We start from the raw sequence: 14,655 nt of genomic DNA, 5'->3' as shown, positions 1-14,655 counted from the left end.
CCGATATGACAAAAAGAAAAACCGCTCCCTAGGGAGCGGTTTGCGCTTTGCTTTGGTGTTAGCGCTTTGGCGTTAGCGCTTAAGGCATCAGGCCGGCTGAGACAGTCGAACTCTGTCCTTCACCGCCGCCTGGAACGCCGCCAGCGCCTGGTTGAAGCGACCGCTGGGTCGCATCGCCTTGGCCAGGCGCTCGGCGTCCGCATGGAAGTAGCCACCGATATTGACCGGCTGGCCCTGCACCTTGTTGAGCTCCTCGACGATCAGCGCCTCCTGCTCAGACAGCGCCTCCGCCAGCGGGGCAAACAGTGCCTGCAGCTCACTGTCGCTGGTCTGGGCCGCCAACACCTGGGCCCAGTACATCGCCAGGTAGAAGTGGCTGCCACGGTTATCCAGCCCGTTAACCCGGCGTGACGGCGACTTGTTGTTCTCCAGGAACAGGCCGTTGGCCACGTGCAGCGCCTCCGCCAGCACCTTGGCCTTGGGGTTGTCGGTCTTGGCCGCCAGGTCCTCCAGCGACACCGCCAGGGCCAGGAATTCCCCCAGGCTGTCCCAGCGCAGGTGGTTCTCCTCGACAAACTGCTGTACGTGCTTGGGCGCACTGCCGCCGGCACCGGTTTCGAACAGGCCGCCACCGGCCAGCAGCGGCACGATGGAGAGCATCTTGGCGGAGGTGCCCAGCTCCAGGATGGGGAACAGATCGGTCAGGTAATCCCGCAGCACGTTGCCGGTCACCGAGATGGTGTCCTGGCCGGCCTTAACCCGCTCGAGGGTAAAGCGTACCGCGTCCACCGGGGCCAGGATCTTCAGCTCCAGATCGCGCAGGTCGTGATCGTTAAGGTAACGGTCCACCAGGGCGATCAGGTTGGCGTCGTGGGCACGCTGGCTGTCCAGCCAGAATACCGCCGGCTGACCGGTAGCGCGGGCACGGTTGACCGCCAGCTTGACCCAGTCCTGTACCGGCGCCGCCTTGGTCTGGCACATACGCCAGATGTCACCGGCCTGCACGCTGTGGCGCATCACCACCTCACCGCCTTGAGTGATCACCTCCACCTCACCGGCCTGGGCAATCTTGAAGGTCTTGTCGTGGGAGCCGTACTCCTGGGCCTTCTGAGCCATCAGGCCAACGTTGGAGACGTTACCCATGGTCACCGGATCAAAGGCGCCATGCTGCTGACAGAAACGGATGGTCTCCTGGTACACCCCGGCGTAACAGCGATCCGGGATCACCGCCTTGGTGTCCTGCTGCTGGCCCTGGGCATTCCACATCTGGCCGGAGGCGCGGATCATCGCCGGCATGGAGGCATCGATGATGACGTCGCTGGGCACATGCAGGTTGGTGATCCCCTTGTCGGAGTCCACCATCGCCAGGCTGGGGCCCTCCGCCAGCGCCGCGGCCAGGTCTTGCTCAACGGCTTCCCGTTGCGGCGCCGGCAGGGTGGCGACCTTGCGGTAGAGCTCACCCAGGCCGTGGCTGGCTTCGATACCCAGCTCGGCAAACAGCGCCTGGTGCTTGTCGAATACCGGGGCGAAGAACGCTTCGACGCAGTAGCCGAACATGATGGGATCGGACACCTTCATCATGGTGGCCTTCAGGTGCAGAGAGAACAGCAGTCCCTGGGCCTTGGCATCGGCGATCTGCTCGGCAAAGAAGCGCTTGAGTGCCTGGCTGTCCATCCGGGCGGCATCGATCACCTCGCCCGCTTGCAGCTTGATGTCTTGCTTGAGCAGCTTGGTCTCGCCGTCGCTACCCACCCAGCGGATGGTGACGCTGTCGGCCTGCTCACTCAGGTAGGACTGCTCGCTGCTGTAGAAGTCGCCGTCGCTCATATGGGCAACGTGGGAGCGGGATTGGCTCGACCAGGCACCCATCCGGTGCGGATTGGCCTTGGCGTACTGCTTAACCGCATCCGCCACCCGGCGATCGGAGTTACCCTCACGCAATACCGGGTTCACTGCGCTGCCCAGTACCTTGGCGTAGCGGGCCTGAACGTCATGCTCCTGCTCGCTCTTCGGCTCTTCCGGGTAGGCGGGCAGATCGTAGCCCTGCTGCTGCAGCTCGGCGATGGCGGCGGTCAGCTGGGGGATGGAGGCGGAGATGTTGGGCAACTTGATGATGTTGGCGTCCGGGGTCTTGGCCAGCTCACCCAGCTCTGCCAGGGCGTCGCTCACCTGCTGAGACTCGCTCAGGCGCTCAGGGAACGCCGCCAGGATCCGACCGGCCAGGGAGATGTCTCGGGTCTCTACCTGGATCTCCGCCGCCTCCGTGTAGGCCCGGATGATGGGCAGCAGTGAATGGGTGGCTAGGGCGGGCGCTTCGTCCGTGTAGGTGTAGATGATTTTCGACATGGTTTTCGTTGTCCTTATTATCCTTAACCCGAAGTGCGTGTCTTAGGTCGCAAATTCGGCGCCCATGATAGATCAATCACACTGTCAGTGAAATGGGCGCTTAGGCTAGTCGGACCTGGCGGTTTCCAGTTAAAATACCCTTATGCATCAACGTAATAGAAACACTAGAGGGCGTAACACCCGGCCAAACTCCGGTCAGGGCCGCCCCCACACCAAGCCACGCAGACCCGTTGGCCCGAGAAAAATCCTGTTGGTTAACAAGCCTTTTGACGTGCTGACCCAGTTCACCGATGGCCAGGGGCGACAGACCCTGGCGGATTTTGTCCCGGTGCAGGATGTCTATCCCGCCGGTCGCCTGGACCGGGATTCCGAGGGCCTGGTGCTGCTCACCAACGACGGTCAACTGCAGGCCAAGCTGACCCAGCCCGGTCGCAAAACCAGCAAGACCTACTTTGTCCAGGTGGAGGGCCAGCCCAGTGACGAGGCGATCAAGCAGCTGTGCCAGGGGGTGACCCTGAAAGATGGCCCCACCCTGCCGGCCAAGGTGAAGGTGGTGACAGAGCCACACTGGCTTTGGCCGCGCAATCCCCCTATCCGGGAGCGCAAGAACATCCCCACTACCTGGCTGGAGGTCACCCTGGTGGAGGGGCGCAATCGTCAGGTCCGACGGATGACCGCCCATATTGGTCACCCCACGCTGCGATTGATCCGCTACCGCATCGGCAGCTGGACTCTGGACGGCTTAGACCTGGGCCAATACCGCCAACTGGAGTCAACGGATTAAGCCATGAGCTCACGCTTCCTACCCCACGTTACCGTTGCCTGTGTGGTGCATTGCCAGGGGCGCTACCTGCTGGTGGAGGAGCTGATCGCGGGCACATCCACGCTCAATCAGCCCGCCGGCCACCTGGAGGCGGAGGAGAACCTGACCGCCGCCTGCCAAAGGGAGTTGGAGGAGGAGACCGGGCTGCAGCTGGCACCCAAGGAACTGGTGGCGGTGTACCAGTTTGTTGCCGCTGATGGCACCCCCTTTGTCCGCTTCACCTTCGGCTGTGAGCTCGACCAGCCACTGCCGGCCCAGCCCCAGGATCCGCAGATCCAGCGCTGCCACTGGCTCAGTCGCGAGGAGATTACCGCTTGGCCGCTGCGCAGCCCGCTGGTGCTGCAGTCCATCGACGATTACCAGGCCGGACGGCGGCTGCCAATCGACGCCATACTGGACAAACGGCTGCATCGGGGCTAAGCGCCATTGGCGGCAGGCCCTGCCGCCGTGCTAGAATACCGGCCCCAAAAATCACCGTATTTAATTTGCCAAGCGAATAGAAAGCTATGTCACTGAACCGCGATAAAAAGGTCATCGTCGGCATGTCCGGCGGCGTCGACTCCTCCGTCTCAGCCTACCTGCTGCTCCAGCAGGGCTACCAGGTGGAGGGGCTCTTTATGAAGAACTGGGAAGAGGACGATTCCGACGAGTACTGCGCTGCAGCGGAAGATCTGGCCGACGCCCAGGCGGTCTGTGACAAGCTGGGCATCGAGTTGCACAGCGTCAACTTCGCCGCCGAGTACTGGGACAACGTGTTCGAGTACTTCCTGGCGGAGTACAAGGCCGGCCGGACCCCGAACCCGGACATCCTGTGCAACAAGGAGATCAAGTTCAAGGCGTTCCTGGAGTTCGCCGCCGAAGCGCTGGGCGCGGACTACATCGCCACCGGTCACTACGTGCGTCGCCGCGATAACGCCGATGGCAGCGTCGAGATGCTACGCGGCCTCGATGGCAACAAGGACCAGAGCTACTTCCTCTACACCCTGGGTGAAGACCAGGTGGGCCAGACCCTGTTCCCCGTTGGCGAACTGGAGAAGCCTGAGGTACGTCGCATCGCCGAAGAGCAGGACCTGATCACCGCCGGCAAGAAAGACAGCACCGGCATCTGCTTTATCGGTGAGCGCAAGTTTAAGGACTTCCTGGCCAAGTACCTGCCGGCGCAGCCGGGCAACATCGAGACCAGTGAAGGCGAAGTGATCGGCCAACACGAAGGTCTGATGTACCATACCCTGGGCCAGCGCAAAGGTCTGCGCATCGGCGGCATGAAGGACGCCGGTGCAGAGCCCTGGTACGTGGTCGACAAAGACGTGGAGCGCAACGTGCTGGTGGTAGGCCAGGGTGCCAACCACCCTCGCCTGTTCTCCAACGGCCTGATCGCCGGCCAGCTGCACTGGGTGGATCGCAATGGGCCGCAACAGGCCACCGAGTTGACGGTGAAGACCCGTTACCGCCAGCAGGATGTGCCCTGCACCGTGACCCCGCTGGACAACGGCGAACTGGAAGTGCGCTTCCATGATCCGGTCAGTTCGGTCACTCCGGGCCAGTCTGCCGTATTCTATCAAGGTGAGGTCTGCCTAGGTGGCGGCGTCATCGAACGCATCATCCGCTAACAGGACGGTTAATGAGTCAATCTATCGAGCTTCGTACCATGGCCTTCGCCGGCATCTGCCAGGCGATCGATCAGGTACGTGATATCGCCCGCCACGGTCACGTTGAAGAAGAGATGCTGCGCGGCAGCGTCCAGTCCATCCTGGTGACCGATCCCGAGACCCCGGACCAGGTATTCGCCGATGTGGATCTCACCACCGGCTACCAGGTGGTGGTGGAGCAACTGGGCGATGGCAGCCGCAAAGACGTCGACCTGACCCGCTACCTGGTGGGCGTGCTGGCACTGGAGCGCAAGCTGGCGGCCAAGCCGGCGGCGATGTCCATGTTGGCTGAACGCCTGACCCAGGTGAAGCGCCAGACCCACCATTTCGAGCTGACCGATGAGCAGGTGCTGTCCAACCTGGCCTCGGTTTACAGCGACGTGATCAGCCCGCTGGGCAGTCGTATCCAGGTGGTCGGCACCCCGATGCAGCTGCAGCAGACCAGCAACCAATACAAGATCCGAACCCTACTGTTGGCGGCCATTCGCTCCGCCGTGCTGTGGCGCCAATTGGGGGGCAAACGCCGCCACCTGGTGATGGCCCGCCGCGCGCTGGTGCAGACCGCCAACCAACACCTGTAAAAATCGATAATTAAAAACCCTATATCAAGGAGCTATCATGGAGCTTTCCGCCCTGACTGCCATCTCCCCAGTGGACGGACGCTACGGCAGCCGCACCCTGGGCCTGCGTAGCATCTTCAGTGAATTTGGCCTGGTGAAGTACCGGGTCCAGGTTGAGATTTCCTGGCTGAAGCTGCTGGCCGCCTGCCCCGAGATCGCCGAAGTCCCCTGCTTCAGCGAGGCCGCCATGGCACACCTGGACCAGATCGTTGACCAGTTCAGCGAAGCCGATGCGGCCCGGGTGAAAGAGATTGAGCGCACCACCAACCATGACGTGAAGGCGGTGGAGTACTTCATCAAGGAGCGCCTGGAAGGCAACGCCGAGCTGGCTGCCGTGGGCGAGTTCGTTCACTTCGCCTGCACCTCCGAGGACATCAACAACCTGTCCCACGCGCTGATGCTGCACAACGCCCGCGAGCAGGAGATCCTGCCGCAGCTGCAACAGCTGGTTGACGCCATCTACGAGCTGGCCAAGCGCTACGCCAAGGTGCCGATGATGGCCCGTACCCACGGCCAGCCGGCCTCCCCCACCACCATGGGCAAAGAGATGGCCAACGTGGCTATTCGTCTGGAGCGTCAGGTGAAGCAGATCGCTGAGGTGCAGCTGCTGGGTAAGATCAACGGTGCTGTTGGTAACTACAACGCCCACCTGTCCGCCTACCCGAACGTTGACTGGCACCAGCTGTCCGAGCGCTTCGTCACCAGCCTGGGCCTGACCTGGAACCCCTGGACCACCCAGATTGAACCGCACGACTACATCGCCGAGCTGTTCGACGCCATGGCCCGCTTCAACACCATCCTGATCGACTTCGACCGTGATATCTGGGGCTACATCGCCCTGGGTCACTTCAAGCAGAAGACCATCGCCGGTGAGATCGGTTCCTCCACCATGCCGCACAAGGTTAACCCGATTGACTTCGAAAACTCCGAAGGCAACCTGGGTCTGGCCAACGCCCTGTTCCAGCACCTGGCCGCCAAGCTGCCGATCTCCCGCTGGCAGCGCGACCTGACCGACTCCACCGTGATCCGTAACCTGGGTGTAGGTGTGGGCTACTCCTCCATCGCCTACCAGGCGACCCTGAAGGGGATCTCCAAGCTGGAGGTGAACGAGCAGTCGCTGCTGGACGAACTGGACAGCAACTGGGAGCTGCTGGCTGAGCCGATCCAGACCGTGATGCGTCGCTACGGCATCGAGAAGCCCTACGAGAAGCTCAAGGAGCTGACCCGTGGTAAGCGCGTTAACCAGCAGATCATGGCCGAGTTCATCGACAACCTGGAGCTGCCGGAGTCCGTTAAGGTAGAGCTCAAGCAGCTGACCCCCGCCAACTACATCGGCCGTGCCGTGGAGTTCGTGGAGTCCCTGTAAGCCTTAACGCTTCAGTGACTACAGAAACCGCCCCTTGTCAGGGGCGGTTTTTTTGTTCTTCGCAGATTTTCGGGGGTTGATTCTCACTAGTGAGATCAATCGCCATTCTCTCGGAAATTTTGTCGCGTTGGCGACAGCAACCAAAGGGGCGTCCCGCCCCCTTGGAACCCCCGTCGCCTCCAATCGGTGCTGAATCCTCGCATCGACGACATCAACTGGCGGCACAGCCCAGAGTCGGCTTTGCTGCTGCGCAATCCATGCTTCGCATCAAAGGCCGGCTCCAGCATCCCTGCTTACGCGTTCAAGCCTTTGGCTTTCACCCATGCCTCCGCTGGGCACTCAGGCCGTCCTGGCCCTCAGCCTTGCCAATGACGACTCTGCTCGGGCACCTCAAAGTCGGCGCAAGGGCCATTGGTTCATCAGGCCTTGGATGGCTAATCGAACGGAGTCGTGAGGACTTCGTTGATTATCAAAGCTTCAATTAGATCTCCTCCCCGGAGATCGGCGTGAACCTTTTATCGATTGGCAAGACAACAAGTGAGCGACAGCACAATTCTCACAGAGGCTCATGCCGCCATACCGGGCCCTACCTGATATCAGCAAACCTGCAAAGCCCCTCAGGTCATGGCGACCGCCAATCGCGGTTGCTAACGTGTCCGTCAGGCTAGCCGTTTGTATTAAGGAGAAGGGATGTTCGAAATCTTTGTGTTGCTGGCGGTTCCGGCAGCGGCGGTTGCCCTGATTGCCGCCTGGCGTGCGCAGCGCAAGCCGACAGAACAAAAGAAGTGGGCGGAGGATGAGCTGGAACCGGCCATGGTGGCGCTGCTCAAAGCCAAGGGCGCAGGCTCAAAGCTCACCACTTCCAAGGACAAAGCCAAACCCAACTAGCGATCCGGTTTAGCTCGGGCCGCGGTACAACCCAATCGCGACGCAGGCGCTGCTCTGACGCGGTGCCCTGCTTTAGCGTTGTCCGTTGCGTTTCGAGGCAATGTGCCATACGAAATTGCACTCAGGCATCCACCTTATCCGCTGCGTACGCCTGCACCGCCTCTACCGATGTAAGAAGCGGATTCTCCTGCGCACCTCAGCCACCATTCCAACAAGCCACCTAGCGACTGAGCCTAAATCAACGCCGAGGCTATCGGCGAAGGAATATCCCTACCGAGGGTAAGCAGGTCTTGCCGAAGATCGTCGTTACCAATCACACCTGCCGGACTACCTACCAAAGTAGTCTGGTCTGAGCCTCTGGCTTGGCCCAACTTAACAGCAATGGATTCTTTGGGATTGGCGCTGGGAGGGCACGCCATGGCGGTCAACTTTGTCTCGACGGCGGAAGCGGTGGCACTGATACAGGATGGCGATCACCTGATCCTCGGGGGCTTTATCGGCTCAGTGGTGCCGGAGGCGCTTGAGCGGGCCCTGGGCGAGCGCTTCGAGCGCACCGGTCGGCCGCGGGACCTGTCGCTCTACTTTGCCGGCGGTCAGGGCGATGGCGGCAAGCGTTCGGTCAACCATCTGGCCCAGGAGGGACTGGTTCGTTTTGCCCTGGGTGGTCACTGGGGGTTGATCCCGCAGCTGCAAAAGCTGGCCAGGGAGCAGAAGATCCAGGGCTATAACCTGCCCCAGGGGGTGATTGCTCAGCTCTACCGCGACTCGGCGGCCGGCAAGCTGGGCACCCTGTCCCACATCGGCCTGGAGACCTTTGTTGACCCGCGCATCGAGGGCGGCCGCATCAACGCCGCCACCCAAGGAGATTGGGTCCAGCTGGTGGAACTGCAGGGCCAGGAGCAGCTGTTCTACCGGCGCATCGACGCCAATGTGGCGCTGCTTCGCGGTACCAGCGCCGACGCCAACGGCAACATCAGCATGGAGGATGAGTGCCTGTTCGTAGAGAACCTGGCCATCGCCCAGCTGGTCAAGAACCAGGGTGGCCATGTCATTGTTCAGGTCAAACGCAGGGTCGAATGCGGCCAGCTGGATCCCCAACAGGTGCGGATCCCCGGGATCCTGGTGGATACCGTGGTGCTCTGCGACGACCCCACCGAGCATATGCAGACTTTTGGCGAGGCCCATAACGAGCAGTACTGCGGTCGCGGCAAGAACCATCAGCAAGAGTGTCCCCGCACTCGTCCGCTGGACGCCAAGAAGGTGATCGCCCGTCGGGCAGCGATGGAGCTCAAGCCCGGTGCCATCCTCAACCTGGGGATCGGCCTGCCGGAACGGGTGGCCGAAGTGGCGGCAGAGGAGCAGCTGCAACGACTGACCCTGACCGTAGAGCCCGGCGCCATTGGTGGCACCCCCGCCGGTGGTTTGAGTTTTGGCGCTTCGGCTTACCCTGAGGCGATCGTCACCCAGGATCAGCAGTTTGATTTTTACGACGGCGGCGGCCTGGATCAGGCCTTTCTCGGGCTGGCCCAGTGCGATGCCCGTGGTAACCTCAACGTGTCCCGCTTCGGGGAACGCCTGCCCGGCTGCGGCGGCTTTATCAATATCACCCAGAGTACCCGGGAGGTGATCTTCTGCGGCACCTTCACCGCAGGCCCACAGCAGCTCGAGATCACCAATGGCGAGCTGGTAATTCATCAGGACGGCGAAACCTTCAAGTTCGTCCCCCAGGTGGAACAGGTTACCTTCAGTGGTCCCCGGGCCGCGCGCCAGCAAAAGCGGGTGCTCTACATCACCGAGCGCGCGGTTTTTCGCCTGACCGCAGAGGGCCTGGAGCTGGTGGAGATCGCCCCCGGGGTGGATCTACAGCGTGACGTTCTGGCCAAGATGGCCTTTGCTCCCAGCATCAGTACCGAGCTGACCACCATGGATGCACGCCTGTTCCAGCCCGGGCCCATGGGTCTGAAGCAACCCAGCGCCCCACTGAGCCGATAGGCTTCGCAGCAGCAGGGGCGGCAACGGCTACGGCTGCGCTAAAGCCAATGGCAATGGCCATTCATTTGATGGCCATATGGGATACACTGCCGGGCTTAACTCCATACCAAGACCCTAGACACTGATGACCTACCGCCTTTCACTGGACACCCAAGAGTTCCTTCAGCGCTACTGGCAGCAGCAGCCTGTGCTGATCCCCGGCGCCTTCCAAGACTTTGTTGACCCACTGGAGCCGGACGAGCTGGCCGGGTTGGCGCTGGAAGAGGGCGTGGCCAGTCGCATCGTGATCCGGGAGGGTGATGCCTGGCGCGGTGAGTCCGGCCCCCGGGAGGAGTACGATAGCCTCGGCAGCGAAAACTGGCAGCTGCTGGTGCAGGCGATCAACCACTACCTGCCGGAGGCGCAATGCCTGGCGCAGGCCTTTCGTTTCCTGCCGGACTGGCGCTTTGACGATGTGATGGCCTCCTTTGCGGTGCCCGGTGGTGGCGTTGGCCCCCACATCGACAACTACGACGTGTTCATCATCCAGGGCCGTGGTGAACGCCGCTGGCAGGTCGGTGACCGCGGTAACTACGCGCGTCGTGATAACAGCCAGGGCCTGTCACTGGTGGAGGACTTTACCCCCATCATCGATGCGGTGATGCAGCCGGGGGATCTGCTCTACATCCCGCCGGGCTACCCCCATGCCGGCCAGACCCTCAGCCCCTCCCTGTCCTACTCCGTCGGCTTTCGCGCGCCTAGCCAGCAGGAGCTGATCTCCGCCCTGGCCGACACCCTACTGGACCAGGACCTGGGCCAGACCCGCTTTACCAGCCAATCAGAGCCCAAGGCCCCGGCTCAGATCAGCCAGCAGCATCAACAGGGGATGGCCGAGCTGGTCCACGCCATGGTCGACGATGCCAGTACCTGGCCCACCCTACTGGGCACCCTGCTGAGCCAGAATCGGTTCGAGTTGGCGCTGTGGCCGCCAGAGCAGCCACTGAGCCTTGATGAGTTACACACCGCGTTGCAGCAAGGCCAGGCATTGCAGCGGATCGGCGGTCTCAAGGTGTTGCAGCTGGAGGGAGACCAGCAGAACCGCTTGTTCCTTGATGGCCAATGCTGGGTGCTGCCAGAGCCGCTGCGCCCCATCGCTTCCCTGCTGGCCGATGAAGACTGCCTCAATGGTGCCCAGCTTGAGCCGCTGCTGGCCGACGGAGACAGCGCCGATGCCCTACTGCAGTGGGTCAACGCCGGCTACTGGTACCTGGACTGAGCCTAGGCCGTGCTTTAGTCATACAAACGCCGCACTAAAGCGATCAAAAAAGCCGCCCTTGGGCGGCTTTTTTACTTGTTGGTTACTCAGGCCTCGTTGACCCACAGGCGCTCATCCTGGTGCAACTGGGACAACCCCTCGGCCCGGCCAATCAGCAAACGGGCCAGGTCCTGCTGGGTCTTGTCCTGGCTTTTGCGCAAGTTCTCACCCTTGAGCTGCCAGGACAGGGCGAAGTGACGCAGCGCCTCGCGGGCGTCCTTGGCGGCACTGTCCGCCACCAGATCCGTCGGCAGATCGCCGGAAAGCACCCAGTAACGGCGCTTCTGCGGGCTCTGATCTTCCATCTTCCAAAGCGCAATCAGCGGCGGCAGGTAGCGGCTCTCCTTCTCCAGCACACGGCCGGGCAGGATCCCCTTTTCCGCCAGGTGGCGATTGGCCTTTTGAAACTGTTCCCGTACCCAGGCTTGTTGTTGTTCTTGATCCATTACGTCGGCCATATCTTGTTCTCATCCTTTGCCTGTTCCAGGTCGCCACTTTTGCCGAGCGTAACCCTTTTGTCAAGACAGCTTTCCATTGTGATTACAAACACCAAGGGAAGCGTTTTTGGCCTCTCGCCCCGGCGCTGGTATGGTTGCCGGCAAGACTGGAAGGACGGGACTGCAATCGCAGCCCAGGCATTATGGAGCAGGCAAGGTGGCGTTTTTCTCTCACCCCTCATTTGATCAGCACGAGAAGGTGCTGTTTGTAAACGATAAAGAATCTGGCCTGAAGGCGATCATCGCGGTGCACGACACCACTTTGGGCCCAGCGGTAGGCGGCTGCCGCATGTGGCCCTACGCCAACGAAGAGGAAGCGCTTAACGACGTGCTGCGTCTTTCCCGCGGCATGACCTACAAAAACGCCCTGGCAGGGCTGGATTTCGGTGGCGGCAAATCGGTGATCATCGGCGATCCCAAGCACGACAAGTCCGAGGCGCTGTTCCGCGCCTTTGGCCGTGCGGTGGATGCCCTGGGTGGACGTTACTACTCAGCGGAAGATGTCGGCATCAACACCGGTGACATCATGATGGCCCACCAGGAAACCCCCTACATGGCGGGTCTGGAAGGCAAGAGTGGCGATCCCTCCCCGTTCACCGCCCTGGGAACCTTCCTGGGCATCAAGGCCGCCATCAAGCACCAGCGCGGTCTGGACTCGCTGGAGGGGATCCGCGTCGCGGTTCAGGGGCTGGGCCACGTGGGTTACTACCTGTGTGAGCATCTGCACCAGGCCGGTGCCAAGCTGGTGGTGTGCGACCTCAACCCCGAGCAGCTGGATCGCGCGGCGACCCAATTGGGTGCCGAGGTGGTGGATCTGGACGCCATCTACAGCCAGGACGTGGACGTCTACGCCCCCTGTGCACTGGGTGCCACCATCAACGACCACACCCTGCCGCAGCTCAAGGCCAGCATCGTTGCCGGCTGTGCCAACAACCAACTGGCGGAGCCTCGCCACGGTCAGGCTCTGAAGGAGCGTGGCATCCTCTACGCCCCGGATTACGTCATCAACGCCGGCGGTATCATCAACGTGTCGTTCGAGCGGGATTACGACGCTGCGGCATCCGAGGCCAAGGTGCGTAAGATTTACGACACCCTGCTGGCGATCTTTGCCGAGTCCGACAAGAGCGGTCAAACCACCGGCGAGGTCGCCGACCACATGGCCCAGGCGATCATCGAAGGCGCCCGTAAGTAACTAAGTAATAGTACCGGGGGCACGGCGGCGTGCCCCCTACTCCTTGCTGATCAACACCACCGGCTGCTGGTTTCCATCCTCCCGCCGTGCCACGTAAACCACCCAGTAATCCACGTGGGGGGTCTCCCAATCGTGGTGGTAGCCCACCGCAATTTCATCCTGCTGCAGATAGACCGGATGCTCCCCCAACAGGTGAGCACGATGACCCGGTGAGTCCTTGAACGCGTCCCAGATCTCATCCACATCGGCGATGCCACCGGCCACCGCCTCAATCTGATTGGCAATGCCGATGCCGTAGCGCTTATCCAGTGGGTAGCCCGCGGCCACCACTCGGCTGTTGGCACCACCGCCGCCGATATGACTGACACTGCCCCGCTGCGCCATCTCCCTGGCCTTACGTTGCGCCACCACCGCCAGCATTCCATCACAGCGTAACCGCAGTCGCTGCTGCTGGCTGTCTTGAATGATGGCCACCGCTAACTCCCGTGCCTTGGGGTGCAATCCGCACTCCAGGGGTACCTCGCCAGCGAGCATCGCCAACATCAACCAGGTCGTCATCCTAACTCTCCGTTTGTTGTCCGTAAGCCATTACGCTACCAGTTTCCTGCAGATGGTGAAATCTCGCCATCTTCGGAGTATCCTGTGCGGCCAAGCGTTACCAGAGACACCACATCCATGCCCGCACTGCTGATCCCGGATCACGAAACCCTGAAAGCCTGGCTCGATCATGGTCAGATCCCCTACTACCTGTGTGGCAGTTGCCAGGGGTTACACCTCAATCAACTGCAAGAGTGCCCGGGGATCTACGATGCCAAGGTGGAGATCGAGGGCGATTTCCTTTATCTGTCCGCCTCCATCGAGGTGCGACCGGCCGGCCTGATGACCGCCTTTGCCGAGATGTCGCGGCTCAATACCCACTTCCCCACTCTCAAGATCTTCATCGAGATGGTGGACGAGTCCCTGCCCCGCATCCTGATGTGCCACAACCTGGCGCTTTCGCCGGGCATGAGTCAGTCGCAGTTCCTCTATTTTGTTCAGGATTGCATGGATCAAATGGGCCAGGCGGCGGCGGAGGTTAATCGCCTCGGTGTGGTCTACCAGGGCGACGAGGAACCGGAAGAAGAGGCGCAGCCCGCACCAGAACGGGCGCTTATGCATTGAAGCGCTGAGCCGCTATCGGCTCGTATTCGGAACAAAAAAAACGCCGGCAGATGCCGGCGTTCTCTTTAGGCGAAGATCATAGCTCCAAGGAACACGATCACGCTCAAAGAGGCCACGGTGGTGGCCAAAGCATATTTTACGTCAGTATTCACTGCGTAACTCTCCCTATTGTTGTTGTTATCTCCCCCCGATGCCTAGATTAAGGAACTCCCCGGTGAAATGGGATCTGGCCTCACCGCAGCGTGAGCTGGATCACACCCTAAAGGGCAAAAACCGGACACAACACATGCGCTGGTCCAAGGTTGTTTAAGGGCTGAGCAGTAGCACAGCGGGACAGCCGTCAGACCTGTATCTGGCCCGTGCTTCTGGTAGGCTGAGCCCTGCGTGTTTCACTGTTACCCAAAGGAAAAGTCATGTCTCAAGTGCTGCACACCATGCTACGCGTGGGCGAACTGGATCGCTCCATCGCCTTCTACACCGAGGTGTTGGGGATGTCGTTGCTGCGCCAATCCACCAACGAAGAGTACAAGTACACCCTGGCCTTCGTCGGCTATGGCGATGAGAAGGACGGTCACGCGGTGATCGAGCTGACCTACAACTGGGGCGTGGACAACTACGAGATGGGCACCGCCTTCGGCCACATCGCCCTGGGCTTCGAGGACATCTACCAGGCCTGTAACCGCATCCGTGCCGCCGGTGGCAAGATCACCCGCGAGCCCGGCCCGGTGCTGGGCGGCTCCACCCACATCGCCTTTGTGGAAGACCCGGACGGCTACAAGATTGAGTTGATCCAGCGCAGCCAGGCCAACGAAGGGCTGGGCCAGTAA

14 protein-coding genes are annotated in these 14,655 nt (G+C 61.4%); 11 read left to right on the top strand and 3 right to left on the bottom strand.

Going from position 1 to position 14,655, the window contains the following annotated elements:
• Positions 1-87 precede the first annotated feature (87 nt).
• A complete protein-coding gene (locus BUC04_RS01310; RefSeq protein ID WP_067654367.1) occupies positions 88-2,346 on the bottom strand; it encodes an NADP-dependent isocitrate dehydrogenase in 2,259 nt (752 codons plus the stop codon).
• A gap of 142 nt (positions 2,347-2,488) precedes the next feature.
• Here BUC04_RS01310 and rluE point away from each other — a divergent pair, with 142 nt between their 5' ends.
• The 8 genes from rluE to BUC04_RS01270 all read left to right on the top strand — a co-directional run bounded on the left by rluE (position 2,489) and on the right by BUC04_RS01270 (position 10,939).
• Entirely contained in the window at positions 2,489-3,130 is a 642-nt protein-coding gene (gene rluE / locus BUC04_RS01305; RefSeq protein WP_073325504.1) for a 23S rRNA pseudouridine(2457) synthase RluE, read from the top strand.
• Positions 3,131-3,133: 3 nt separating this feature from the next.
• Entirely contained in the window at positions 3,134-3,589 is a 456-nt protein-coding gene (locus BUC04_RS01300) for an NUDIX hydrolase (RefSeq protein WP_067654365.1), read from the top strand.
• 86 nt (positions 3,590-3,675) lie between these two features.
• Positions 3,676-4,779, top strand: a complete 1,104-nt coding sequence (gene mnmA / locus BUC04_RS01295; protein ID WP_067654363.1) for a tRNA 2-thiouridine(34) synthase MnmA — start codon at positions 3,676-3,678, stop codon at positions 4,777-4,779.
• Between the two features lie 11 nt (positions 4,780-4,790).
• Positions 4,791-5,399: a high frequency lysogenization protein HflD gene (hflD, locus tag BUC04_RS01290; protein ID WP_067654361.1), complete on the top strand. Its 609-nt coding sequence runs from the start codon at positions 4,791-4,793 to the stop codon at positions 5,397-5,399.
• Positions 5,400-5,436: 37 nt separating this feature from the next.
• Positions 5,437-6,804: an adenylosuccinate lyase gene (purB, locus tag BUC04_RS01285; RefSeq protein WP_067654359.1), complete on the top strand. Its 1,368-nt coding sequence runs from the start codon at positions 5,437-5,439 to the stop codon at positions 6,802-6,804.
• Positions 6,805-7,494: 690 nt separating this feature from the next.
• On the top strand, positions 7,495-7,692 hold the full coding sequence (locus tag BUC04_RS01280) for a hypothetical protein (RefSeq protein ID WP_067654357.1): 198 nt from the start codon (positions 7,495-7,497) through the stop codon (positions 7,690-7,692).
• Positions 7,693-8,109: 417 nt separating this feature from the next.
• Positions 8,110-9,684, top strand: coding sequence for an acyl CoA:acetate/3-ketoacid CoA transferase (locus tag BUC04_RS01275; protein ID WP_067654355.1), 1,575 nt, complete (start codon positions 8,110-8,112; stop codon positions 9,682-9,684).
• Between the two features lie 124 nt (positions 9,685-9,808).
• Complete coding sequence (locus BUC04_RS01270) at positions 9,809-10,939, top strand: ribosomal protein uL16 3-hydroxylase (RefSeq protein ID WP_067654353.1); 1,131 nt, start codon at positions 9,809-9,811, stop codon at positions 10,937-10,939.
• Positions 10,940-11,025: 86 nt separating this feature from the next.
• Here BUC04_RS01270 and BUC04_RS01265 read toward each other — a convergent pair whose 3' ends face one another.
• Positions 11,026-11,436 carry a DUF4826 family protein gene (locus tag BUC04_RS01265; RefSeq protein ID WP_067654351.1) on the bottom strand — a complete coding sequence of 137 codons (411 nt, stop codon included), beginning with the start codon at positions 11,434-11,436 and terminating at the stop codon, positions 11,026-11,028.
• 196 nt (positions 11,437-11,632) lie between these two features.
• Here BUC04_RS01265 and BUC04_RS01260 point away from each other — a divergent pair, with 196 nt between their 5' ends.
• Positions 11,633-12,667 (top strand): Glu/Leu/Phe/Val dehydrogenase dimerization domain-containing protein, encoded by a 1,035-nt coding sequence (locus BUC04_RS01260; protein ID WP_067654349.1) that lies wholly within the window; start codon positions 11,633-11,635, stop codon positions 12,665-12,667.
• A gap of 36 nt (positions 12,668-12,703) precedes the next feature.
• Here the strand turns inward: BUC04_RS01260 and BUC04_RS01255 are convergent, their stop codons facing one another.
• On the bottom strand, positions 12,704-13,225 hold the full coding sequence (locus BUC04_RS01255; protein WP_067654347.1) for a CAP domain-containing protein: 522 nt from the start codon (positions 13,223-13,225) through the stop codon (positions 12,704-12,706).
• Between the two features lie 117 nt (positions 13,226-13,342).
• Between BUC04_RS01255 and BUC04_RS01250 the strand changes: the two genes are divergently transcribed.
• Both BUC04_RS01250 and gloA read left to right on the top strand, forming a co-directional pair.
• On the top strand, positions 13,343-13,828 hold the full coding sequence (locus BUC04_RS01250; RefSeq protein WP_067654345.1) for a YbjN domain-containing protein: 486 nt from the start codon (positions 13,343-13,345) through the stop codon (positions 13,826-13,828).
• A gap of 413 nt (positions 13,829-14,241) precedes the next feature.
• The gene (gene gloA, locus BUC04_RS01245) at positions 14,242-14,655 is read left to right on the top strand and encodes a lactoylglutathione lyase (RefSeq protein WP_067654343.1); all 414 of its coding nucleotides are present in this window, start codon (positions 14,242-14,244) and stop codon (positions 14,653-14,655) included.

It is taken from the genome of Ferrimonas marina (assembly GCF_900129905.1).
Classification (GTDB): Bacteria; Pseudomonadota; Gammaproteobacteria; order Enterobacterales; family Shewanellaceae; genus Ferrimonas; species Ferrimonas marina.
Note: the sequence above shows the minus strand (reverse complement) of the source record. Positions and strands in the feature narration are given on the sequence as shown.

What these genes read in the sequence shown, in the direction of transcription:
- gloA (WP_067654343.1), top strand. Translation starts at nt 14,242, where the DNA reads ATGTCTCAAGTGCTGCACACCATGCTACGCGTGGGCGAACTGGATCGC.
- mnmA (WP_067654363.1), top strand. Translation starts at nt 3,676, where the DNA reads ATGTCACTGAACCGCGATAAAAAGGTCATCGTCGGCATGTCCGGCGGC.
- BUC04_RS01270 (WP_067654353.1), top strand. Translation starts at nt 9,809, where the DNA reads ATGACCTACCGCCTTTCACTGGACACCCAAGAGTTCCTTCAGCGCTAC.
- rluE (WP_073325504.1), top strand. Translation starts at nt 2,489, where the DNA reads ATGCATCAACGTAATAGAAACACTAGAGGGCGTAACACCCGGCCAAAC.
- BUC04_RS01310 (WP_067654367.1), bottom strand. Translation starts at nt 2,346, where the DNA reads ATGTCGAAAATCATCTACACCTACACGGACGAAGCGCCCGCCCTAGCC.
- BUC04_RS01280 (WP_067654357.1), top strand. Translation starts at nt 7,495, where the DNA reads ATGTTCGAAATCTTTGTGTTGCTGGCGGTTCCGGCAGCGGCGGTTGCC.
- BUC04_RS01265 (WP_067654351.1), bottom strand. Translation starts at nt 11,436, where the DNA reads ATGGCCGACGTAATGGATCAAGAACAACAACAAGCCTGGGTACGGGAA.
- purB (WP_067654359.1), top strand. Translation starts at nt 5,437, where the DNA reads ATGGAGCTTTCCGCCCTGACTGCCATCTCCCCAGTGGACGGACGCTAC.
- hflD (WP_067654361.1), top strand. Translation starts at nt 4,791, where the DNA reads ATGAGTCAATCTATCGAGCTTCGTACCATGGCCTTCGCCGGCATCTGC.
- BUC04_RS01300 (WP_067654365.1), top strand. Translation starts at nt 3,134, where the DNA reads ATGAGCTCACGCTTCCTACCCCACGTTACCGTTGCCTGTGTGGTGCAT.
- BUC04_RS01255 (WP_067654347.1), bottom strand. Translation starts at nt 13,225, where the DNA reads ATGACGACCTGGTTGATGTTGGCGATGCTCGCTGGCGAGGTACCCCTG.
- BUC04_RS01250 (WP_067654345.1), top strand. Translation starts at nt 13,343, where the DNA reads ATGCCCGCACTGCTGATCCCGGATCACGAAACCCTGAAAGCCTGGCTC.
- BUC04_RS01275 (WP_067654355.1), top strand. Translation starts at nt 8,110, where the DNA reads ATGGCGGTCAACTTTGTCTCGACGGCGGAAGCGGTGGCACTGATACAG.